The sequence below is a fragment of the Winogradskyella ursingii genome, from assembly GCF_013403975.1.
Classification (GTDB): domain Bacteria; phylum Bacteroidota; class Bacteroidia; order Flavobacteriales; family Flavobacteriaceae; genus Winogradskyella; species Winogradskyella ursingii.
Genome location: NZ_JABFDH010000001.1, coordinates 657,768 through 679,563 on the forward strand (window position 1 = coordinate 657,768; position 21,796 = coordinate 679,563).

Sequence of the window (21,796 nt, forward strand, 5' to 3'; positions counted from 1 at the left end):
TTATTGGGTTATTTTAGTCAATATTTACGACTATCTGTAAATGTAATAAATAATACGTTATTTCTTAGGGTATGGACGTTTATTGCATGTAATTTTTCTTGGTTAATCTTTGTCTCTTTTTAAACGCAGAATAGTTTCTTTTGTTATATGGACATTTAATTAGCAAAAACAAATACCTTTTAATGCTTAAAGTGACGTGTACCTGTAAATACCATTGATACTTTATTGTCATTACAATAATTGATGCTTAACTCGTCTTTTATTGAACCTCCTGGCTGAATAACAGCTTTAATTCCTGCGTTATCTGCTATCTCCACGCAATCCGGAAAAGGGAAAAATGCATCACTCGCCATAACCGCTCCATTCAAATCAAAATTAAAGGACTTAGCTTTGTGTATGGCCTGGTTTAAAGCATCAACACGGCTCGTTTGTCCTGTGCCACTGGCACAAAGTTGTTTGTTCTTTGCTATTACAATAGTATTGGATTTGGTATGCTTGCACAATTTTGAAGCGAAAATTAAATCTTCAAGTTCACTAGAGCTTGGTGCTGTTTCAGTAACCGTATTTAAATCATCTAAACTATCGGTTTTGTTGTCTTTATCTTGAACCAAAACCCCATTCAAACAAGTTCTAACAGTAGTTTTTGGTAGGTCGACATCATTCAAGATTAATAAGATACGATTCTTTTTTCCTTTCAAAATCTCTAATGCTTCATCGCTGAATGAAGGTGCAATAACTACCTCGCAAAACAATTTATGAATTTCCTCAGCAGCAGCCTTGTCAATTTCGGTATTGGTGATTAAAATACCACCAAAAGCAGAAACTGGATCTCCTGCTAATGCATCTAAATAAGCTTGGTGTACTGATTTACGCTGTGCAAAACCGCAAGCGTTGTTGTGTTTAAGAATAGCGAATGTTGGGTCTTCACCTTTAAATTCCATGATTAAATTCACTGCAGCATCTACATCAAGTAAATTATTATAGCTCAATTCTTTGCCATGAAGCTTGGTGAATATCCCATCAAAATCTCCGAAAAAGAATCCTTTTTGGTGAGGGTTTTCACCATAACGCAACACTTTTCCATTATTTTCAGAAATCTTTAGAGATGGAATTTTATGGTCTTTGTTGAAATAATTAAAAATAGCAGAATCATAATGAGAAGAAACATTAAATGCCTTTGCAGCAAAATTCTTACGATCTTCTTCTGACGTTTTGCCGTTTTTAGTATTCAGCAATTCTAGAAATTCCGAGTAATCATCAACCGATGAAACACAGGTCACATCAGCATAATTTTTTGCTGCCGCTCTTATTAAAGATATACCACCGATATCAATTTTTTCAATAATATCTTGATTAGTAGCGCCTGAAGCAACGGTTTTTTCAAATGGATATAGATCTACAATGACCACATCAATTTGTGGGATTTCAAACTCGGCTAATTCTTTTACATCGGATTCATTGTTCTGACGGTTCAGAATACCGCCAAAAACCTTTGGATGTAATGTTTTTACTCGACCACCCAAAATAGAAGGGTAGGACGTTACATCTTCCACTGGCACAACAGTAATGCCTAAATCTTTGATGAATTTTTCGGTGCCACCAGTTGAATAAATAGTGACGTTAAGTTCGTCCAATCGTTTTACAATTGGTGCCAACCCATCTTTGTTGAATACAGAAATTAAGGCTGAAGAAATAGTTTTTTCGCTCATAGTGATGCATTGTGATTTAAAACTGCAAAAATACGGATATTCAAAACGATAAGCGAAGTGTTAAATGCAGTTTGTTCCATTTTTTTGTAACAATAAATTGTTGAAAACGTCCTATCTTTAAATCGCGATAAAAATATAAGTCCATGCTTGTTTATTTAAGAGTATTTAAAGAGAGTTTGTCATTTGCAATCAATGCACTTAGAAACAACAAACTCCGTACGTTTTTGTCACTTTTGGGAGTAACCGTTGGTATTTTTTCGATTATTGCGGTATTAGCAGCAGTCGACTCTTTGGACAAGAATATTAAAGATAGCCTATCTGGTCTAGATAAAAATACAATCTATCTAACCAAGTTTTCATTTGGTCCAACTGAAGTGCCACGATGGAAACGAGATAACTTTCCTCAAACCGATTACGGAGATTATGAATTTGTAAAACGAAATGTCCCTAATATAGCCGCTTCGGCCTACGTTATCTTTGGTGGAGGTGAAACAGTGAGGTATCAGGCAGAAACGTTGACGAATATTAACATCACACCTGTTTCGCACGGTATATATGAAATTGACGATTTAAAAATTGGAGAAGGTAGATTTTATTCTGAAATGGAATCCGAAACAGGTGCCCCAGTCATTGTGCTTGGATCAGAATTGGCAGAAAACCTGTTCGATAACCTCAATCCAATAGGAAAGCAAGTAAGAGTTTACGGTAGAAAATTAACTGTTATCGGCGTTCTTAAAAAATATGGTACAGGATTAGGTGATTCGCCAGATGGAAAAGGTTTTGTTCCTGCAAATTTTGTGCGACGATTTAGAAATGGAGGTGTCAATGGTCTTCCTGGAGCTGTAGTTATTAAGCCAGAATCAGGAGTTGATATTGCTGCGTTTGAACAAGTCTTGGTTCAAAAATTTAGAGCACATAGAGGTTTAAAAGCAGATGAGGATGATAATTTCTTTATCAATAAATTAGCTGGTTTAGTCTCTTTCGTAGACGGAATTATTGCTTCATTAAATTTAATTGGCTGGGTCATAAGTGGTTTCTCACTCTTGGTTGGTGGTTTTGGTATTGCCAATATTATGTTTGTGAGTGTTAAGGAGCGTACCAACCTAATCGGAATCCAAAAATCATTGGGCGCCAAAAACAGATTTATTTTGTTTCAGTTTTTGTTTGAAGCTATTATTCTTGCCGTTGTTGGTGGTTTGGTCGGATTGGCATTTGTCTGGATTATTGCTCAAATTATGAATGGAGTAGTGGGCGAAGAATTTGAATTCGTGCTCTCATTCGGGAACATGTTCTTAGGATTTGCACTTTCTACTTTAATCGGCTTAATTTCGGGTGTAATTCCTGCGATTTCGGCATCACGATTGGATCCCGTTGAAGCAATTAGAACTGGAATGTAAGATCTCTGTAGAAAAACAGAAATACTCATGTTTTTTTATATTAGAGAATTGAAGCCACTTGAGTACAAACAAATTCTAAAAATCGTTCGTCAGCTTCAGTAAAAGGGTCAGGTGTGTTAGAGTCAATATCTATCTGCCCAATATTTTCACCATTCACAAAAATCGGGATAACAATTTCTGCTTTTACCGTAATGCTACAGGCGATGTAATTGTCTTGGGCGGCAACATCTGGTACCACAAAATTTTTATTACTAACTGCTACTTGTCCGCAAATCCCTTTGCCAAAAGGTATTATGGTATGGTCAGTTGGCTCACCAACATAAGGCCCAAGCTTCAGTTCGTTTTTATCACCGTTTTTAAAATAAAAACCAACCCAGTTGTAATAGGGAACAGTATTTTCTAAAAGTTCGCAAATTTTTAGCAAGCGCTCGTCTGTGCTAAGATGCTCTTTATTGATAATGGATTTTACTTCTGGTTTTAATTCTTGTAAGGTCATTGGGTTGAAAACTTTTGGCAAAAGTATCTAAATTTCGACTATATTGAATTATTGTTTATTGTAATTTTAACATCAACCTGAAATAAGTTTTTGCATTGAAAGCATTGCTGATAAAATACAAATTAGTCATTAGATTTATTTTACTCTTTTTATTAGTCTACGGAGTGCTTACTTTTGGCTATAACCTCTATTTAAATCTCTCCACGGGAACCAAGTTCTACCCAGATTACGCCACCCATTTAGTAGCCAAACAAACAGAACATCTGCTCAATAGTTTTGGTTATGATGCCCAGATACTGCCGCATCCTAATGAGCCATCCATGAAGTTGATTCTAAATAACAAATATTTGGCACGGATTATTGAGGGTTGCAACGCTATTAGTATTATTAACCTCTTCGTCTCTTTTATCATTGCGTTTTCTGGACGGTTAAAAACTACTTTGTTATACTGTTTTGTTGGTAGTGTCATTATCTATATTTTTAATTTAATTCGAATTGTTGTATTGTCTATCGGGCTGTATCATTATCCTGAGCACGAAGAAATCTTACACACTGTTATTTTTCCAATGCTCATTTATGGAATCGTATTTTTGTTGTGGATGTTTTGGGTAAATCGTTTTTCAAAATCCATAAAACAGAATGTCTAAAACCGTCCGCTACATACTAATTGGTCTACTTTTTTTTGTGCTAGTTGCTATCCGAGGATTTCAAGATGAACTTTTTTATGACCCATACCTCTCATTTTTTGAGAATGATTATTTGTACATAGATAATCCAAGACGCGAAGTTGCCAAGTTAACAATCTTTACAAGTCTTCGATTTTTGATGAATACATTGGCTTCATTAGGTATATTGTATTTGTTCTTTCGAGATAGAAGTATTATAAAATTTTCATTGATTATATATATGATTTCTTTCGTGGTACTTATAATTCCATTTATGTATTTTGTCATCAACCCGAAGCAGGAAGATTATTACTTATTCTTTAACCTGAGAAGATTTTTAATCCAGCCAATTCTGTTAATTATTTTATTACCAGCGTTTTATTACCATAAATTGAAACGTTAATAGTTTTCTAAATCAAATTTAGATATTTTAAAATTTATTAATTTCGCATTATGCAAGTGACGATTTTAAATAGAATTACTTCTTTGATTTTGTCTGTAATGGTAGTGTTTTCAACATTCTCCTTTACGGTTGAAAAACATTATTGTGGTGATAGTCTGGTTGATATGTCTGTTTTTTCTGAAGTTCAGAAATGCGGAATGGACTTGTCTGAAGCTGTAGCTTTGGATAAATCATGTTGCAAAGATGAGGTCGATGTAGTTAAAGGTCAGGACGATTTAAAAATCACTACTGAGAAAGAGCTGTCGTCGTCACAAGTTGTATTTTTTAAGTCTTTCGTTTTTAGTTTTGAAGCGCTTTTTGAGAGTCTGTCTAAACAAATAATTCCACATAAAGATTATTCCGCTCCAAATCTCGTTGCCGAAATACATGTTTTGCACGAGACTTTTCTGATTTGATTTTAAATTAGCTTTTTAAGCATTTCGACTATGCTCTATTTGAAAGTTGAGGTAACTTAATTTATTACTACATTTTAAAAAATCAAAAAAATGACACATACATATAATGTTTCAGGCATGACCTGCAATAACTGTAAAGCTTCGGTTGAAAAATCGCTTTCAGCATTATCAAATGTTGAAGATGTTTCTGTAAATCTAGAAGAAAAAACAGCAAAAATTAAAATGACATCGCATATTGAAGTTGATGCACTTCAGGATGCACTTTCTGATAAATATCAAATTTCAAGAAAAGAAGAGAAAAACGTATTCAGTTCGTCAGCTAAAACGGAACAAAAACAAAGCGATTTGAAGCAATTGTTCCCTTTGTTCCTAATTTTTGGGTACATCACAATTGCTTCAATTTTATTGAATATCAATCCGTGGGATGGTAGTAGTTTTATGCTCGATTTTATGGGACTGTTTTATATCGTTTTCAGCTTTTTTAAGTTGTTGGATTTAAAAGGCTTTCCAGAAAGTTTTAAAATGTACGATCCTCTGGCAAAAGCGGTTCCTGCTTACGGATGGATTTATCCTTTTATTGAAGTAGCCTTAGGGTTAATGTTCCTTATGCGTTTTCAAACTGATATAGCATTAATATTTACAATTGTGATTTTAGGTATTACTACTTTTGGAGTCACAAAAACTTTGTTAAGCAAAAAGAGTATTCAATGCGCTTGTTTGGGCACAGCACTTAATTTGCCAATGACCAAAGCGACATTTATTGAAAATACCATTATGATTATTATGGCAATTATCATGCTTACTAAAACATTTTCTATATGAAAAAGTTAGTTATTCTACTAACATTTTTGCCATTGGTTGTTTTTTCGCAAGAGCAATTAAAAGGGATTGTTTTGGAGTCGAGTTCAGACAAAGAACGTCCATTACCAGGTGCCAATGTGTATTGGTCGGGTTCATCGGTTGGGACCATTACCAATGACGATGGTACGTTTGCATTACCATATAAATTTTCGTTTGAGAAGTTGGTGATTAGCTATGTGGGCTTTAAAACCGATACAATAAAAGTAAGCGAAAATAAATACATTAAACATGTATTGCAGGCATCATCGGAGTTAGATGCAGTGGTTGTGAAATCCAGAAACCAAGCTACGGCCAGATCCTACCTAAAAGCAGAAAATACGCTTTTTGTAAGTAGTGACGAATTGCTCAAAGCAGCTTGTTGTAACCTCTCGGAAAGCTTCGAGACCAACCCATCAATCGACGTTAATTTTGCTGATGCGGTTTCAGGAACGCGGCAAATTAAAATGTTAGGCTTGGATTCGCCATATATTTTAATCACAACAGAAAATGTACCCGCTATCAGAGGTGCTTCACAAGCCTATGGACTCAGTTTTATACCTGGTACTTGGGTAGAGAGTATTCAGATTACCAAAGGTGCGGGAAGTGTGGTCAATGGTTTTGAGAGTATCGCAGGGCAAATTAATGCAGAACTGGTAAAACCTACAACAGACGATAAATTATTTGTGAATGCCTATGGCAGTGTCAATGGTCGTTTAGAGCTTAATACGCACATCAATCAACAGGTTTCAGATAAGTGGAGTACTGGCTTGTATTTGCATGGCAACTTACGTAATCAAAAGTTTGATAAGAATGACGATAGCTTTTTAGATGTGCCACTTAAAGAGCAGATTAATATCATGAATCGTTGGCAATATACCAATGGCAAAAAAGGGATTGTGAGTTTTATTAATCTGCGTTACCTTAATGACAATACTCAGTCTGGTCAAATAGGCTTTGATCCCGAAACCGATAGAGGTACCACAAATTTCTGGGGAAGTGAAATTGATACGGAACGTTTTGAAGTCACTACAAAATTAGGTTACGTAAATCCTGAAATTCCTTACCAGAGTTTGGGCTTTCAAGCCGCGTTTAGCCGCCACGTACAGGATTCTTATTTTGGGTTGAATTTGTATGATATAGAACATAACAGTTTTTACTCCAACTTGGTGTACAACAGTATTATCACAGATTCTCGCCATAAGATAAAAACCGGTTTGAGTTTTACGTATGACCATTATGACGAGTTGGTAAATACCGATACGTTTGAGCGTACCGAAAATTCGGTCGGAGCGTTTTTTGAATATGCTTATGACAATTTGGATAAGTTGACCTTAACAGCAGGTTTACGAGCAGATCAACATAATAGATTGGGCTTTTTTGTGACGCCAAGGCTGCATATGCGTTATACACCTTGGGAAAAATCAGCATTGCGTTTTTCAGTCGGACGAGGAAAACGAAGTGCCAACATTTTTGCTGAAAATCAGAACCTATTTTCTAGTTCAAGACAAATTAATATTTTAAATTCTGGTGGAAGTATTTACGGTCTAGACCCGGAAATCGCTTGGAATTACGGCTTTAGCTATCTGCAAGGTTTTAATTTGTTTGAACGAAAAGCAGATATCACGTTGGACTTTTATAGAACCGATTTTAAAAATCAAGTGGTCGTGGATTGGGAAAACCCTTTTGAAATTAACTTTTATAATTTGGAAGGCGATAGCTATGCCAATAGTTTTCAATTTGAGTTCAACTATAATTTGTTTAAAGGTTTTGATTTGCGGACTGCGTACAAGTATTACGATGTACAAACGGATTATAATTCAGGTAAACTTGAAAAACCATTGACACCAAAAAACCGATTGTTTGCAAATACTTCGTATGAAACCAATGAAAAAGAGAACGGGAGTCAATGGAAGTTTGATGCCACATACAATTGGTTAAGTTCGCAGCGTTATCCAAATACGGATTTAAGTCCTTCCGAGTTTCAATTATCAGAACGCACACCAACTGTAGGGACGTTAAATCTACAGGTCACGAAAGTATTTTCACCTGAATTTGAAATATATATAGGAGGCGAAAACGTAACCAATGTAAAGCAACCTAACCCAATTGTTAGTGCAGACAATCCGTTTGGTTCAAATTTTGATAGTAATTTTGTATATGGCCCAATTTTTGGGAGTATGTATTACGCAGGACTGCGGTATCGGATAAAATAAAACGTCATCCCTGCACAGGAATAAATAGAGATATTAACAAAGTAAAACAGATGTCCATTTTAATGGAATCAAAAACATAAAATAATGAAAAAAATAACACTAATATTCACGTTGTTAATCACAACAATCACCTTCGCCCAAAACAAAAATGCAAAAGCATCCATGGAAGTCGATGGCGTGTGCATGATGTGCAAAGAACGCATTGAAAAAGCAGCCATAAGGACCAAAGGCGTAAAATCTGCCGTTTGGAATGTAGATACTCACGAATTAAAACTCATTTTTGATGAGCGTAAAACAAATGTAAAAGCCATATCAAAAAATATTGCTGCCGTTGGCCATGATACTAAAGAAATCAAAGCAACTGAAAAAGCTTATAATTCTGTACACCCATGTTGTAAATACAGAGATGATGAAGTCAAAAAAGACCATAAGAAGGAAAAGGGAGATGGGAATTAGAAATTTGAACTAAATACTCAAGCCTGAATGAAAATTCGGGCTTTTTTGTTTTACTCTAATACTTTCAAAATACCCTCGGAAATATTTATACCTAGTTCAGTGGCTTCCTTTTTAATTACAAAAGAACGTCTTATGGCTTGCATCATGTTTTTCAAAAGTTTTTCAACTTTAAAGGCGTATTTTCATTCTTAAATTTTTTCATTTTAGTGATTTACATATTAAGTTTAAGAAATAAAATTTAATTGATTTTTAATTGAATTTTTACCAACCACAATATCAATTGAAATATATGATTGATTAACATTAAAATTTTCTGATAAAACTAAAAAAGCAACAGACAGATTCGATTAGAAAATTCTTATTGCGATAAAAGTTAGATTGTTTTATTTTAGAATGATATAACTAAAGCAAGGTATTTAATGTTGGAGCGATTAAAAATACTAAGATGAAAATTGTTATTAGCGGTATGATTGTTGTGACATTTGACAGGTCTAACTAATTTTAATACTTACTATTATGAAAATCACTCTCAATTTTTTTGCTTTAGTCCTTCTAACAGTTTTAGTTTCATCTTGTGATAATGAATCCATTGACAATTTTACAACTGATAATGAACAACTGGTTTCAATTAATGAAGTTGTTAAAATAAATAATGATCCAGTTGGAGTAAATTATAGGTATACATTGAATAATAATTTGAACACCGAAATTGAATCTGATATTGGTTCCAGCCAAGTTCAAACATTTGAAGACGGGAAAATCGTTTTAATAGAATATTATAACGATGGTACACTTAGAGGATTAGAAACCTACGATTATGATCCGGATGATCGCATTATTAATATTGCTGGTGATTTTTCAAACAACATTCAAGATTTTAATCGCTCCTATGAATATATTGATAATGAAATATTTCATACAAGAACTACGTATAATGAGGATGGAAGTATTGCAAATGAAAATGATTTGGTTTTTAACCTAAACGGGGATAACCAAATAATCAGATGCATGAGTTTAGATAACGAAACTTCTTGGGAAGCATCTTACGAAAATGGGAATTTAGTAAATTTTATTGCTTATAACGGATCAGAAATTAAAGGAACTGCCTCATTTGTTTATACAAGTGAATTAGCTTCAGAACCTTACCAAAAAGAGCGTTATCGTTTTGGACCAGAGTGGCGAAACAATATTATGCTTAGTCAAATTGGTGAATACGCGTTTAAGCAATTAGCGGAATTAGGAACCAACTATTTATCTGGTTATACCTATACATTAATGTCAGATAATACTACGATAACGCTGACCGCATCCTATGAGTTTGATGAACAAGAAAGGTTGATAAAACAAAACAAAAACAAAATGTTTTTTATGACTCCTATTGATAGAGTGCTGACTTACCAATACCAGTAAATAATTATCAATATAAAAGCTCTTGATTTTCATCAAGAGCTTTTAAAATTTTATTGACCTTAGCCAATAATTATCTATAGCGATTTGCCATTACATCATGCCTGGCATTCCGCCGCCACCCATTGGCATTGCAGGAGCATCTTCTTTAATATCTACTAAAGCACACTCTGTCGTTAAGATCATGCCTGCAACAGAAGCAGCATTTTCTAAAGCGATACGTGTTACTTTTTTAGGATCGATGATACCAGCTTTTAGCATATCTACATAAGTTTCTGACTTAGCATCGTAACCAAAATCCTTTTTGCCTTCCATTACTTTATTAATAACTACAGAGCCTTCTCCACCAGCATTTTCTACAATGGTTCTCAATGGTGCCTCAATAGCTTTGTTTACAATTTGCACGCCAGTTGATTCGTCTAAATTGTCTGTTGTCAATTTTTCTAAAACTTTTTTGGCACGTACAAAAGCGACACCACCACCAGCAACAATACCTTCTTCTACGGCAGCTCTGGTTGCGTGTAAAGCGTCATCTACACGGTCTTTCTTTTCTTTCATTTCAACTTCAGAAGCAGCTCCTACATAAAGTACGGCTACACCACCAGCTAATTTAGCTAAACGCTCTTGAAGCTTTTCTTTGTCATAGTCAGACGTCGTAGTTTCAATCTGTGCTTTTATTTGGTTAACACGTGCTTTAATGTCAGCAGCTTTTCCTTCACCATTAACAATTGTAGTATTATCCTTATCGATAGTTACGGTCTCAGCAGTACCTAACATAGAAAGATCAGCGTTTTCAAGAGAGAAACCTCTTTCTTCAGAAATTACCACACCTCCTGTAAGGATAGCGATATCTTCTAACATTGCTTTTCTTCTATCTCCAAAACCTGGTGCTTTAACAGCAGCGATTTTAAGTCCACCTCTAAGCTTATTGACAACCAATGTAGCTAAAGCTTGCCCTTCAACATCTTCTGCGATGATCAATAACGGACGACCAGACTGTGCTACTGGCTCTAATATTGGAAGAATTTCCTGTAAATTAGAAATCTTCTTATCGAATAATAAGATGTATGGATTTTCTAAATCTGCAATCATCTTATCGGAATCTGTTACAAAGTAAGGTGAGAGATATCCTCTGTCAAACTGCATACCTTCAACCACATCTACGTAAGTATCAAGTCCTTTTGCTTCTTCAACAGTAATCACACCTTCTTTACCAACTTTTCCGAAAGCCTTGGCGATTAATTCGCCAATAGTATCATCGTTGTTCGCTGAAATTGCGGCAACCTGCTTAATCTTATCAGAATCGTTACCTACTTTTTGAGATTGCTTGTCTAAATCTTTTACCAAAGCTTCAACCGCTTTGTCAATACCACGTTTTAAATCCATTGGATTTGCACCAGCAGCAACATTTTTAAGACCTTCTTTTACAATTGCCTGAGCCAAAACTGTTGCGGTTGTTGTACCATCACCAGCTAAATCGTTAGTTTTAGAAGCCACCTCTTTTACCATTTGCGCTCCCATGTTTTCTAATTCATCCTCTAGCTCAATTTCTTTTGCTACAGACACACCATCTTTTGTGACTTGTGGTGCTCCGAAGGATTTACCAATAATTACGTTACGTCCTTTAGGACCTAAGGTTACTTTTACTGCGTTTGCCAAAGCATCGACACCACGTTTTATACCGTCGCGTGCTTCAATATCAAATTTTATATCTTTTGCCATTGTTTTTATGTTTGCTTTTAGCTGATAGCCATTGACTATGAGCTAAAATAATTAGTTAATATTATTATGAAATTTTTATACCGCTAAAGGCGAACTGCCAAAAGCTAATAGCAATTTAAATAATCGCCAAAATATCGCTCTCGCGCATCATTAAATAGTCTTTACCTTCAAGTTTTAATTCGGTTCCACCATATTTTCCGTAAAGAACAGTGTCTCCGACTTTTACTGTGATAGGTTCATCTTTCTTACCATTGCCAATTGCTACAACAGTCCCTTTTTGCGGTTTTTCTTTTGCGTTATCGGGAATGATAATTCCAGAAGCTGTTTTAGTTTCAGCCTCCATAGGTTCTACAAGAACGCGGTCTGCTAAAGGTTTAATGTTTAAACTCATTTTAAATCTATTTTTAGTTGTTTAATTAAATTACTTTCCTATCTATTGACAGGCTGTTGTGTGGGTTTCGAAAATTGTGCCAAGTCGCAATGACTGACAAACTTTCAGACATAAATAGAAGACATAAAAAAAGCCAACTATAATAGTTGGCTCTTCGTTATATATTTAAATCTAATTACAGATTATAAAGAATCATTTAAGGTTCCTGAATCATTGGCAGAAGGTGTTGGAAGAACAGGTAAGTCCGTTGTCTCTTCAGTGTCCAACGCTTTTGATTCTGCAGTTGTCCCACTGTCAATAGCTAAATTAGATGCTAATATGAGTACAATAAGCGCTGTTGCCAATGCCCAAGTACTTTTGTCTAAAAAGTCTCCAGTTTTCTTTACGCCACCTAATTGTTGTGTGCCTCCTCCACCAAAAGATGAAGATAAACCACCACCTTTAGGGTTTTGTACCATAATGACAACGACTAATAAAAAAGCCACTATCACAATTAATATCAAAAAGATTACAAATGTACTCATGTTATGTATTGTTATTTTCTTTTAGTTCTTCTACCGCTTTAATTTGGTGTGCAAAGAAACTACTTTTTTCTGGATATTTCAAACTTAAAATTTTATAAGATTGAATGGCTTTATCATAGTTTTTTTGTTCGAGATAAATTCGTGCCAAAGTTTCAGTCATGAGACTGTCGGAAACGGCGTCATCGTTATTAACCAGCTTAGGTTTTGGACTGTTGGACGTGACTGGTTTTATCTTTGGGTTTTCACTGATAAAGCGATTAATGATCTCCAATTTATCCTGAATCGGCGGGGAAATTGATTCTGATTTTTCTTGTTGAATGTCTTCTGAATCTCTTTTAATAGGCTTGAAACTTGTAATTTTTAACCACTCCGAGAAAGAATGATTCTCGGATTTATCAAACTCTAATGGTTTGCCGATTTTAAGCTGTTCCTCGGGCTTTATATTTTTTACATCGACAGAAATAATTGAATCCTCAAGCTTTAAAGGTTGTGTTTCAATTTTTTGGTTCGGGATATATTTTTCTTCAAATAAATTAGGATCCAAAACACCCTCTGTTGCTTTAATGTGTTCTTTTAATTTTTCGTCAATTGTAACACTTTTATTTACCGAAATATCGTCAATTCCATTGACTTCTAAATTTCTAATGGTGTCCGAATTCTGCTGAATTTGTTGAGATATTTCGTTTTGGTTAAAAACTTCAGACGTGATATAATCGAACAAAACACTTCTGTCCGTAGTATGTGCTGCCGTAATTTTTAGTGCATTATTATATCTAAAACTCTCTTTCTGTTTTAATCCTTTGAGGTGTAGCGCATGTGCCGCCTGGAAATAAGGATATTTTTGTAATTGAGCCGACAAAGCTTCCGTCTGATTTGCCGTAATGGCTTCGGGATGCTGTAACAGATATGTGAGTTCATTTATATGCATAAGCTACCAATCGCCTAAAGATGCATTTAGGATATCTTGTGTAATACGTTCAAAAATAATCTCAAAAGCTTCGTCTTTTGTCCCACCAACTAATTGAGCGTTGGCAGGATAATCATAAAAGAATGAAAAGTTTCTTTCAAAATCTTTTTCTTCATTGAGTGTGTTGTAATATCTTACGTTAACTCCAATGGTCAACCTATTTTGTGCAGCTGTGTTTTGTGCAGTTGCCGTCATTGGTGCAATTCTATATTCGGTAATTTCGCCTTCGTAAATGATTTCTCCACCAGAGTTGACCAAATTTAAACTGGTCTGGTTCACAATTAAATCTTGAAGAGTATTTCTAAAAAGCAGGTCCAATCCAGGCTCGACCAATTGTGCATTATTCTGAAAGTAATTGACCTGAAACGAATCTGCATTGGTGCTGATTCCCGTAAAGGAATAAATCCCACAACCTGTAAGAGTTAGCGTTGCAAAAAGAATGAGAATGAATTTTGGTAACTTCATATATAGTATAAACTTTAATGCTTAACGCTAAATTTACAAATCGTATTGTTTTATCTTTCTGTAAAGGGTGCGCTCGCTGATGCCAAGTTCTGCGGCCGCCAATTTTCGTTTACCGTCATGACGCTCTAAGGATTTTTTAATTAGTTCTAATTCTTTATCCTGTAAAGATAGGGTTTCTTCTTCTTCAATTTCTTCTGCAAAATAATACTTGTCTTCTGGTTCGTGCGAGGTAGGTGTCACATTTTCAGATTTCTCAGGAATTGAGAGCACTTCTAAATCCTCTACAGCATTCTCAAAGTCTTCATCTTTATCGTCATCTCCATAGATTTTCTGAATCAACTTTTCGTTGTCTTTTTCTACATTACCATCAACACCATTTTTCATAAGTTCCATAGTGAGTTTCTTGAGGTCGTTGAGGTCACTTTTCATATCAAAAAGGACTTTGTATAAAATCTCACGCTCACTACTAAAATCACTTTCGGACTTAGATTTATTAATTACGGCAGGCAAATTACTTCCAGCATCCGGTAAATAGTTTTTTAGTGTGTTGCCATTAATAGTACGGTTCTGTTCTAGGACAGAAACTTGTTCGGCAACATTTCTTAACTGCCTGATATTGCCATTCCAGCGGTATTTTAACAGTAGGTGAACAGCTTCATCTGTCAATTTTACAGTAGGCATTTTATATTTGCTCGCAAAGTCGCTTGCAAATTTTCTAAATAATAAGTGTATATCTTCTTTTCGGTCACGTAAAGGAGGAATGTTAATCTCTATTGTGCTCAAACGATAGTATAGATCTTCTCTGAACTTTTCCTTTTTAATCGCCTCGAACATATTAACATTTGTTGCAGCTACAATGCGCACATTGGTCTGTTGTACCTTGCTTGAGCCAACTTTTATAAATTCACCATTTTCCAAAACACGAAGCAATCGTACTTGTGTAGTAAGTGGCAGTTCTCCAACTTCGTCCAAGAAAATAGTGCCACCATCTGCAACTTCAAAATAACCTGAACGGGTTTGTGTAGCACCAGTAAATGCACCTTTTTCGTGACCAAAAAGTTCACTGTCAATGGTGCCTTCGGGAATTGCACCACAGTTCACGGCAATGTACTTTCCATGTTTTCGGTGCGAGAGTTGATGTATAATTTTAGGAATACTTTCTTTACCTACACCACTTTCTCCAGTGACTAATACCGAAATATCAGTCGGTGATACTTGGATGGCTTTTTCTATGGCACGGTTGAGCTTAGGATCATTTCCTATAATACCAAAGCGTTGTTTTATGGCTTGAATTGATTCCATTGGATTTTTTAATTATTGAATGAAAGGCCAGTTGCCATTCCTATTAAAGTCGCACTCGTACAATCCGATATATGAACATTTACCAAATCCCCAATCTTATAATTTTCTTTTGGAAATACTGCAACCACATTTTGTGATGTTCTTCCGGACCATTCGGCATCAGATTTTTTTGATTCTCTTTCAATTAAAACTTCAACAGTTGTGTTGAGGAACTCTTTAGTTTTTAGTTCGCAATGTTCTCTTTGTAAACTAACGATTTCCGCCAAACGTCTTTTCTTGGTAGCTTCAGGTATATCGTCTTCCATATTACGACCAGCCATAGTGCCAGGGCGTTCAGAATACATGTACATATATCCAAAATTGTATTTAACACGTTCCATTAGACTCAAAGTGTCTCTGTGGTCTTGCTCAGTTTCGGTAGGAAACCCAGCAATTAAATCTTGACTGATAGAGCAATCTGGGATGATTCTTCTAATATTATCAATGAGTTCAAAATATTCCTCTCTAGTGTGCAGTCTGTTCATTGCTTTTAAAATACGGTCACTTCCGCTCTGTACAGGTAAATGAATGTGCTTACATATATTATCGTATTTCGCCATCGTTTCAATTACATCCAGCGTTAAGTCTTGTGGATTGGAGGTTGAAAATCGAATTCTCATTTTGGGTTGAGCTTTTGCGCAAAGCTCCAAAAGGTTGGCAAAATTTACAGCAGTCGCTTTTTGAAAATCAGACGCTTTATTAAAGTCCTTTTTCAATCCGCCTCCATACCATAAATAACTGTCCACGTTCTGTCCTAAAAGTGTAATTTCTTTGTAACCCTTGGACCAAAGATCATTAACTTCTTCGATAATACTTTGTGGGTCTCTACTGCGCTCTCTACCTCTTGTAAATGGAACGACACAAAATGTACACATATTATCGCAACCACGGGTTATGGAAACAAAAGCAGTAACGCCATTGGTGTTAAGTCTCACGGGAGAAATATCTCCGTAAGTCTCTTCTTTAGAGAGAATCACGTTTATAGCATCTCTACCTTTATCAACTTCGGCCAAGAGATTTGGCAAGTCTTTATAAGCATCTGGCCCTACGACCAAATCCACAATTTTTTCTTCCTCTAAAAATTTGGTTTTTAAGCGTTCTGCCATACAGCCCAAAACACCCACTTTCATTTTTGGGTTGATTCGTTTTACAGCATTGTATTTTTCTAAGCGTTTTCTTACCGTCTGTTCTGCCTTATCTCTAATTGAGCAAGTATTCACCAGAACCAAATCGGCATCTTCTAGGTTTTGAGTGGTATTGAAACCTTCGTTAGACAGAATGGAAGCTACAATTTCGCTGTCACTAAAGTTCATAGCACAGCCATAGCTTTCTATAAAGAGTTTTTTGTTATTCTCTTTTCTAGGATTTATAATTAAGGTTTGTCCTTGTTTTGTTTCGTCTATTGTTTTTTCCATCAATAAAGTTGAAATCTTTGAGATTCAATAAGCATGCAAAGATACGTTTATTTATACGTTGTGACAAAGTGGCAGACACAATATTTATTTGAATATTTCATGAAAATGCCGTTCTTTTGATATACCAACCAATAGTATAAAATATGAAATTAGAGCAAATTCAAAGCCGAATTCAGAATGCCAAAGATTTAGACTTTGGGGATATTTTTAATTCTTCTATCGAGCTTTTTAAGAAAGTTTGGGTTCAAGGTTTAGTTACCATTCTATTGAACATGGTTTTAGCTATACCTGTAATGATGATTATTTATATCCCTCTTTTGTTATCTGGTGTTATGACATCGTTTAATTCTTACGACTCTTATAACACATACAATTCTTATGATCAGTATACGCAATCAGAAATGAGTCCAATATTAATAGGTGTTATGGTAATACTTTATATTTTTTTTGCTGTAGCAATGGGAGCCATTAGTTTTGGGTTAAAGGCTGCTTTTTATAGAATTTGTAAATTTAAGGATCTGGAACAAATGGGTAGGGAAGATTATTTCTATTTCTTTAAAAAGCCATATCTTAAAAAAACGATTCTCATTTCTCTAGCACTTACTGGTATTGCATTACTTGCAGTCTTATTGTGCTTTTTGCCATTGCTTTACGCAATTGTACCGTTGAGCTTTATGGTAGTGATTTTTGCATTTAATCCAAATATGCCAATTTCGGATATAATAAAGCTAAGTTTTGAACTTGGTAATAAAAAATGGCTCATCACTTTTGGATTATTATTTGTTAGTGGTTTATTAGCTGGTATCGTAGGTATGTTAATGTGTTTTGTTGGTATATATGTAACTTCTTCTTTTAGCTATTTACCAACTTATGTAATCTATAGAGAAATTATAGGTTTTGAAGATGAAAATCAATCGCTTCAAATTGAAGAAAACACTACAATTTGACGCAACCTTTTGATGGTTATTGTATCTTATTAATAAAGTATACTACAAACTAACAACCAAAAAATATCTTCAATCATGAAAAACTTGATTCTTGTATTAGCCTTATCGCTTATTTGGTCATGCGATACTTATGAAACTCAGACAGAAACGTTTATTGCTACTGTGGCAATTCCTGAAACAATTTCAAAAGCAGAATGGAGAGCCAAAGTAGAAGTGAAATCTCCTAAGCCAATAGAAGCTGTTGGTAAAATTTATGCCTATCAAAACTATATATTTATCAATGAAAAGCTCAAAGGCGTCCATGTGATAGATAATACAAATCCTTTATCACCTCAATTTATAAGTTTTATCAATATACCAGGTAATGAGGATATTGCTATAAAGAATAATTATTTATTTGCTGATAATGCCATCGACTTGGTGGTCTTCAACATTTCTGATATTAATAATATAAAAGAGGTTGAACGCTTGGGAGATGTTTTTGACTATTATTTTGAGTACACCATACCAGCCGCTAATAATGCTTTTATCGACTTTGAAAATTACGATAGAAACACTGAGGTAATTGTCGGTTGGACTTATGAAGAAAGAGAGTTTGCGGTAAACTATAATGAAGATTATTATAGTCTTTCTAATAATGATGCTTCTCAAGGAGGTAATGCGGTAGGAACAGGTGGCTCCTTAGCACGTTTTCAAATTGTTGAAGATTATTTATATACCGTTGGAGAATACGAATTAAATGCCTTCAACATTTCCAATTTAGCTCTACCCACATTTGTTAATAGCTACCACGCTGGTTGGAATATAGAAACCATGTTTCATTCTGATGGATACCTGTATCTAGGAGGTGATAATGGTATGTATATTCATAGTATTCAAGATCCTGCAAATCCACAGTTTATATCAGAATTTAATCATTGGCAAGGTTGTGACCCTGTTGTTGTCGATGGTGATTATGCCTATTTGACTTTAAGAGGTGGTAATGAGTGCGGACAAGAATTAAGTGTTTTGGAGGTCATTGATGTTAGCGATAAGTCCAATCCAGTCTTGGCGGCACGTCATAACTTAGATAGCCCTTATGGGTTAGGATATAACTCCGATAGATTGTTTGTTTGCGATGGGGCATCTGGATTAAAGGTGTACGACAAATCCAATCCTTTAGACCTTCAGCTTGTGGCAGATTTTAGTGATGTCCAAGCTACCGATGTAATTCCGCTGCAAGATAGATTGCTTATGATTTCTGAAAATGCACTCTATCAATATGAATATAATAACGAAAACTCAATTGAATTGATAAGCACATTTATGCTGAATTAAAATATCGTGAATTTTATTTTAAAAGCCTTTCAATTGAAAGGCTTTTTTTGATACTATTAAATGTAAAATCACGATAAAATGTACTGTATTTAAGACCAAATTAGGTTTGTAAATTTATTTTCATATACATTTGTAACCTCAAAAAAATAAAGAATGCCAAAAAACCTAGTCATAGTTGAGTCACCTGCAAAGGCAAAAACCATAGAAAAATTTTTAGGAAAAGATTATAAGGTAGAGTCCAGTTTTGGGCATATCGCAGATCTTCCGTCAAAAGAATTAGGAGTTGATGTAGAAGGTGATTTTATGCCCAAATATCAAGTTTCAAAAGACAAGAAAGATGTCGTTAAGAAATTAAAGGACTTGGCAAAAAAAGCCGATATGGTCTGGTTGGCCAGTGATGAGGACCGGGAGGGAGAAGCAATTGCATGGCATTTGGCAGAAACTTTAGATTTAGACAAGGAGAAAACAAAACGAATTGTGTTTCACGAGATTACTAAAAGTGCAATCAACAAAGCCATAGAAAATCCGAGAAACATTGACTATAATCTAGTGGATGCTCAGCAAGCAAGACGTGTGTTGGACCGTATTGTTGGTTACGAATTGTCACCTGTATTATGGAGAAAAGTAAAAGGTGGTCTTTCTGCTGGAAGAGTTCAGTCAGTTTCTGTGAGACTCATAGTTGAGCGTGAAAGAGATATTCAAGCTTTTGAAGCACAAGCATCATTCAGGATTGATGCTGAATTCAAAGCTGAAAATGGTAGCTCATTTAAAGCCAAGTTGCCAAAGAATTTTGATTCGGAAAAGGAAGCTCTTGGTTTTTTAAACGCTAACATTAAAGCCTCATACGAAGTAGCGGATTTACAGAAGAAACCAGCTAAAAAATCACCAGCTCCACCGTTTACAACATCTACTTTACAGCAAGAAGCGTCGAGAAAATTAGGATTTTCGGTAAGCAGAACTATGAGTAATGCTCAACGTCTTTACGAGTCTGGTCTTATTACTTATATGAGAACGGATAGTGTAAATCTTTCTGATGAAGCAAAAAAAGGAGCACAGAACGAAATCGAATCCGCTTACGGTGAAAAATACAGTAAGCCAAGAAACTACAAAGGTAAATCAAAAGGAGCTCAAGAAGCTCACGAAGCTATAAGGCCAACCAATTTCGAAAATCATACCGTAAAAGCTGAGCGTGACCAGGCCAAGTTGTACGATTTGATATGGAAACGTGCCATTGCATCCCAGATGAGTGATGCTAATTTAGAGCGTACTAATCTTAAGATTCAAATTAATTCAGATAAAAAAGTTAGCGAGCAATTTACGGCTAATGGAGAAATTATAACTTTTGATGGATTTCTAAAAGTTTATCTTGAAGGCACCGATGATGAGGATACAGAGCAGGAAGGCATTTTGCCAGATTTGAAAGTAGGTGAGGCTCTACAAAATAAATATATCACTGCAACCGAACGATTTACAAGACCACCAGCACGTTTTACAGAGGCTTCATTGGTTAAGCAATTAGAAGAATTGGGGATTGGACGTCCTTCTACATATGCACCGACCATTTCTACAATCCAGAATAGAAATTATGTAGAAAAAGGTACGCATGAAGGTGATGAACGAACATACAAGCAGCTCGTACTGGAAGGAAATAGTGTTGAAGATAAAACTTTAACCGAAACGACAGGTTCTGCTAAGGGCAAGTTGGTGCCAACTGATATTGGCATGATTGTAACCGACTTTTTAGTTAATCATTTTGAAAGTATTCTCGATTATAATTTCACTGCAAAGGTAGAAGAAAGTTTTGATGACATAGCTGAAGGGAAGGAAGACTGGAGAGCTATGATGAAAGATTTCTATAAAGGCTTTCATCCACAAGTCGAAGATGTACAGGAAAATGCCGAACGTGAATCTGGCGAACGCATTTTAGGTACAGATCCTAAAACAGGAAGACAGGTCAGTGTAAGGCTCGGTAAATTTGGGCCTATGGTACAATTGGGAACTCAAGACGAAGAGGAAAAACCTCAATTTGCAAGTTTGGCACCAGACCAGCAGTTAAATTCCATTACGTACGATGAAGCAATGGATCTATTTAAGCTTCCAAAAGCATTAGGTCATTATAAAGAAGAAGAAGTAGAGGTGAACATTGGGCGTTTTGGACCATACGTTCGCTTTGGTAAAAAATTCGTCTCCCTGCCAAAAGGTGTAGATCCATTAAGTGTTGAAATGGATGAGGCGATGATATATATAAAGGAGAAAGAAAAAGCAGATGCACCTATTTATGTGTATGATGGTTTAGAGGTGACTAAAGGAAAAGGACGCTTTGGACCATTCATTAAATGGAACAATATGTTTATCAATGTCAATAAAAAGTACGATTGGGATAATTTATCTGAGGAAGACATTGTAACTTTGATTGAAGAAAAAATTCAAAAGGAGAAAGATAAGATTATACATAATTGGGAGGATGAAGGCATTCGTGTAGAAAAAGCGAGATGGGGAAGACACAATGTAATTAAGGGTAAGACTAAGGTTGAATTGGCAAAAACGGTAGACGTTAGCGAAATGACATTAGATGAAGCCAAGGAACTCATAGAAAAAAAGGCGCCAAAGAAGAAATCTAGAAAAAAACCTACAAAAAAGAAAACAACAAAAAAGAAATAGACACT

At 35.3% G+C, this 21,796-nt stretch carries 20 protein-coding genes; 11 read left to right on the top strand and 9 right to left on the bottom strand.

The window, feature by feature from the left end:
• Window positions 1–179 precede the first annotated feature (179 nt).
• Window positions 180–1,709, bottom strand: a complete 1,530-nt coding sequence (gene purH, locus HM983_RS02985; protein WP_179343904.1) for a bifunctional phosphoribosylaminoimidazolecarboxamide formyltransferase/IMP cyclohydrolase — start codon at window positions 1,707–1,709, stop codon at window positions 180–182.
• A 143-nt stretch (window positions 1,710–1,852) separates the two neighbouring features.
• Here purH and HM983_RS02990 point away from each other — a divergent pair, with 143 nt between their 5' ends.
• Window positions 1,853–3,106, top strand: coding sequence for an ABC transporter permease (locus HM983_RS02990; protein WP_179343905.1), 1,254 nt, complete (start codon window positions 1,853–1,855; stop codon window positions 3,104–3,106).
• Between the two features lie 40 nt (window positions 3,107–3,146).
• On the opposite strand, the gene HM983_RS02995 is transcribed toward HM983_RS02990, so the two are convergent.
• Complete coding sequence (locus HM983_RS02995; RefSeq protein ID WP_179343906.1) at window positions 3,147–3,602, bottom strand: GAF domain-containing protein; 456 nt, start codon at window positions 3,600–3,602, stop codon at window positions 3,147–3,149.
• A gap of 95 nt (window positions 3,603–3,697) precedes the next feature.
• On the opposite strand from HM983_RS02995, the gene xrtF reads away from it, so the two are divergent.
• The 7 genes from xrtF to HM983_RS03030 all read left to right on the top strand — a co-directional run bounded on the left by xrtF (window position 3,698) and on the right by HM983_RS03030 (window position 10,044).
• On the top strand, window positions 3,698–4,249 hold the full coding sequence (xrtF, locus tag HM983_RS03000) for an exosortase family protein XrtF (protein ID WP_179343907.1): 552 nt from the start codon (window positions 3,698–3,700) through the stop codon (window positions 4,247–4,249).
• The gene (locus HM983_RS03005; protein WP_179343908.1) at window positions 4,242–4,670 is read left to right on the top strand and encodes an exosortase F system-associated membrane protein; all 429 of its coding nucleotides are present in this window, start codon (window positions 4,242–4,244) and stop codon (window positions 4,668–4,670) included. The genes xrtF and HM983_RS03005 overlap by 8 nt, the downstream gene beginning before the upstream one ends.
• A gap of 50 nt (window positions 4,671–4,720) precedes the next feature.
• Entirely contained in the window at window positions 4,721–5,125 is a 405-nt protein-coding gene (locus HM983_RS03010) for an HYC_CC_PP family protein (RefSeq protein WP_179343909.1), read from the top strand.
• Between the two features lie 90 nt (window positions 5,126–5,215).
• Entirely contained in the window at window positions 5,216–5,947 is a 732-nt protein-coding gene (locus tag HM983_RS03015) for a heavy-metal-associated domain-containing protein (RefSeq protein ID WP_179343910.1), read from the top strand.
• Entirely contained in the window at window positions 5,944–8,178 is a 2,235-nt protein-coding gene (locus HM983_RS03020) for a TonB-dependent receptor (RefSeq protein ID WP_179343911.1), read from the top strand. The genes HM983_RS03015 and HM983_RS03020 overlap by 4 nt, the downstream gene beginning before the upstream one ends.
• Before the next feature lie 84 nt (window positions 8,179–8,262).
• The gene (locus HM983_RS03025) at window positions 8,263–8,634 is read left to right on the top strand and encodes a heavy-metal-associated domain-containing protein (protein ID WP_179343912.1); all 372 of its coding nucleotides are present in this window, start codon (window positions 8,263–8,265) and stop codon (window positions 8,632–8,634) included.
• Between the two features lie 516 nt (window positions 8,635–9,150).
• Entirely contained in the window at window positions 9,151–10,044 is an 894-nt protein-coding gene (locus HM983_RS03030) for a hypothetical protein (RefSeq protein WP_179343913.1), read from the top strand.
• A gap of 90 nt (window positions 10,045–10,134) precedes the next feature.
• On the opposite strand, the gene groL is transcribed toward HM983_RS03030, so the two are convergent.
• The 7 genes from groL to miaB form a co-directional block, all read right to left on the bottom strand.
• Entirely contained in the window at window positions 10,135–11,763 is a 1,629-nt protein-coding gene (groL, locus tag HM983_RS03035; protein ID WP_179343914.1) for a chaperonin GroEL, read from the bottom strand.
• Window positions 11,764–11,878: 115 nt separating this feature from the next.
• Window positions 11,879–12,154, bottom strand: a complete 276-nt coding sequence (locus HM983_RS03040; protein ID WP_179343915.1) for a co-chaperone GroES — start codon at window positions 12,152–12,154, stop codon at window positions 11,879–11,881.
• 182 nt (window positions 12,155–12,336) lie between these two features.
• Entirely contained in the window at window positions 12,337–12,678 is a 342-nt protein-coding gene (secG, locus tag HM983_RS03045) for a preprotein translocase subunit SecG (protein ID WP_179343916.1), read from the bottom strand.
• A gap of 1 nt (window position 12,679) precedes the next feature.
• Complete coding sequence (locus tag HM983_RS03050) at window positions 12,680–13,606, bottom strand: hypothetical protein (protein ID WP_179343917.1); 927 nt, start codon at window positions 13,604–13,606, stop codon at window positions 12,680–12,682.
• Between the two features lie 3 nt (window positions 13,607–13,609).
• Window positions 13,610–14,110, bottom strand: coding sequence for an LptE family protein (locus HM983_RS03055; RefSeq protein ID WP_179343918.1), 501 nt, complete (start codon window positions 14,108–14,110; stop codon window positions 13,610–13,612).
• 33 nt (window positions 14,111–14,143) lie between these two features.
• On the bottom strand, window positions 14,144–15,412 hold the full coding sequence (locus HM983_RS03060; protein WP_179343919.1) for a sigma-54 interaction domain-containing protein: 1,269 nt from the start codon (window positions 15,410–15,412) through the stop codon (window positions 14,144–14,146).
• An 8-nt stretch (window positions 15,413–15,420) separates the two neighbouring features.
• On the bottom strand, window positions 15,421–16,866 hold the full coding sequence (miaB, locus tag HM983_RS03065; RefSeq protein WP_179343920.1) for a tRNA (N6-isopentenyl adenosine(37)-C2)-methylthiotransferase MiaB: 1,446 nt from the start codon (window positions 16,864–16,866) through the stop codon (window positions 15,421–15,423).
• 143 nt (window positions 16,867–17,009) lie between these two features.
• On the opposite strand from miaB, the gene HM983_RS03070 reads away from it, so the two are divergent.
• From HM983_RS03070 to topA, 3 genes are all read left to right on the top strand, one after another.
• Entirely contained in the window at window positions 17,010–17,813 is an 804-nt protein-coding gene (locus HM983_RS03070; RefSeq protein WP_179343921.1) for a hypothetical protein, read from the top strand.
• Between the two features lie 75 nt (window positions 17,814–17,888).
• Complete coding sequence (locus HM983_RS03075; protein ID WP_218841801.1) at window positions 17,889–19,130, top strand: LVIVD repeat-containing protein; 1,242 nt, start codon at window positions 17,889–17,891, stop codon at window positions 19,128–19,130.
• A gap of 153 nt (window positions 19,131–19,283) precedes the next feature.
• On the top strand, window positions 19,284–21,791 hold the full coding sequence (topA, locus tag HM983_RS03080; RefSeq protein ID WP_179343922.1) for a type I DNA topoisomerase: 2,508 nt from the start codon (window positions 19,284–19,286) through the stop codon (window positions 21,789–21,791).
• The last annotated feature ends 5 nt before the right edge of the window (window positions 21,792–21,796 follow it).

Bases quoted from the DNA above. Each gene is read 5' to 3' on its own strand.
- HM983_RS02990 (WP_179343905.1), top strand. From the start codon at position 1,853: ATGCTTGTTTATTTAAGAGTATTTAAAGAGAGTTTGTCATTTGCAATC.
- HM983_RS03025 (WP_179343912.1), top strand. From the start codon at position 8,263: ATGAAAAAAATAACACTAATATTCACGTTGTTAATCACAACAATCACC.
- HM983_RS03040 (WP_179343915.1), bottom strand. From the start codon at position 12,154: ATGAGTTTAAACATTAAACCTTTAGCAGACCGCGTTCTTGTAGAACCT.
- groL (WP_179343914.1), bottom strand. From the start codon at position 11,763: ATGGCAAAAGATATAAAATTTGATATTGAAGCACGCGACGGTATAAAA.
- HM983_RS03070 (WP_179343921.1), top strand. From the start codon at position 17,010: ATGAAATTAGAGCAAATTCAAAGCCGAATTCAGAATGCCAAAGATTTA.
- HM983_RS03020 (WP_179343911.1), top strand. From the start codon at position 5,944: ATGAAAAAGTTAGTTATTCTACTAACATTTTTGCCATTGGTTGTTTTT.
- HM983_RS03015 (WP_179343910.1), top strand. From the start codon at position 5,216: ATGACACATACATATAATGTTTCAGGCATGACCTGCAATAACTGTAAA.
- HM983_RS03005 (WP_179343908.1), top strand. From the start codon at position 4,242: ATGTCTAAAACCGTCCGCTACATACTAATTGGTCTACTTTTTTTTGTG.
- HM983_RS02995 (WP_179343906.1), bottom strand. From the start codon at position 3,602: ATGACCTTACAAGAATTAAAACCAGAAGTAAAATCCATTATCAATAAA.
- HM983_RS03050 (WP_179343917.1), bottom strand. From the start codon at position 13,606: ATGCATATAAATGAACTCACATATCTGTTACAGCATCCCGAAGCCATT.
- secG (WP_179343916.1), bottom strand. From the start codon at position 12,678: ATGAGTACATTTGTAATCTTTTTGATATTAATTGTGATAGTGGCTTTT.
- HM983_RS03030 (WP_179343913.1), top strand. From the start codon at position 9,151: ATGAAAATCACTCTCAATTTTTTTGCTTTAGTCCTTCTAACAGTTTTA.
- miaB (WP_179343920.1), bottom strand. From the start codon at position 16,866: ATGGAAAAAACAATAGACGAAACAAAACAAGGACAAACCTTAATTATA.
- HM983_RS03055 (WP_179343918.1), bottom strand. From the start codon at position 14,110: ATGAAGTTACCAAAATTCATTCTCATTCTTTTTGCAACGCTAACTCTT.
- HM983_RS03075 (WP_218841801.1), top strand. From the start codon at position 17,889: ATGAAAAACTTGATTCTTGTATTAGCCTTATCGCTTATTTGGTCATGC.
- HM983_RS03060 (WP_179343919.1), bottom strand. From the start codon at position 15,412: ATGGAATCAATTCAAGCCATAAAACAACGCTTTGGTATTATAGGAAAT.
- purH (WP_179343904.1), bottom strand. From the start codon at position 1,709: ATGAGCGAAAAAACTATTTCTTCAGCCTTAATTTCTGTATTCAACAAA.
- HM983_RS03010 (WP_179343909.1), top strand. From the start codon at position 4,721: ATGCAAGTGACGATTTTAAATAGAATTACTTCTTTGATTTTGTCTGTA.
- topA (WP_179343922.1), top strand. From the start codon at position 19,284: ATGCCAAAAAACCTAGTCATAGTTGAGTCACCTGCAAAGGCAAAAACC.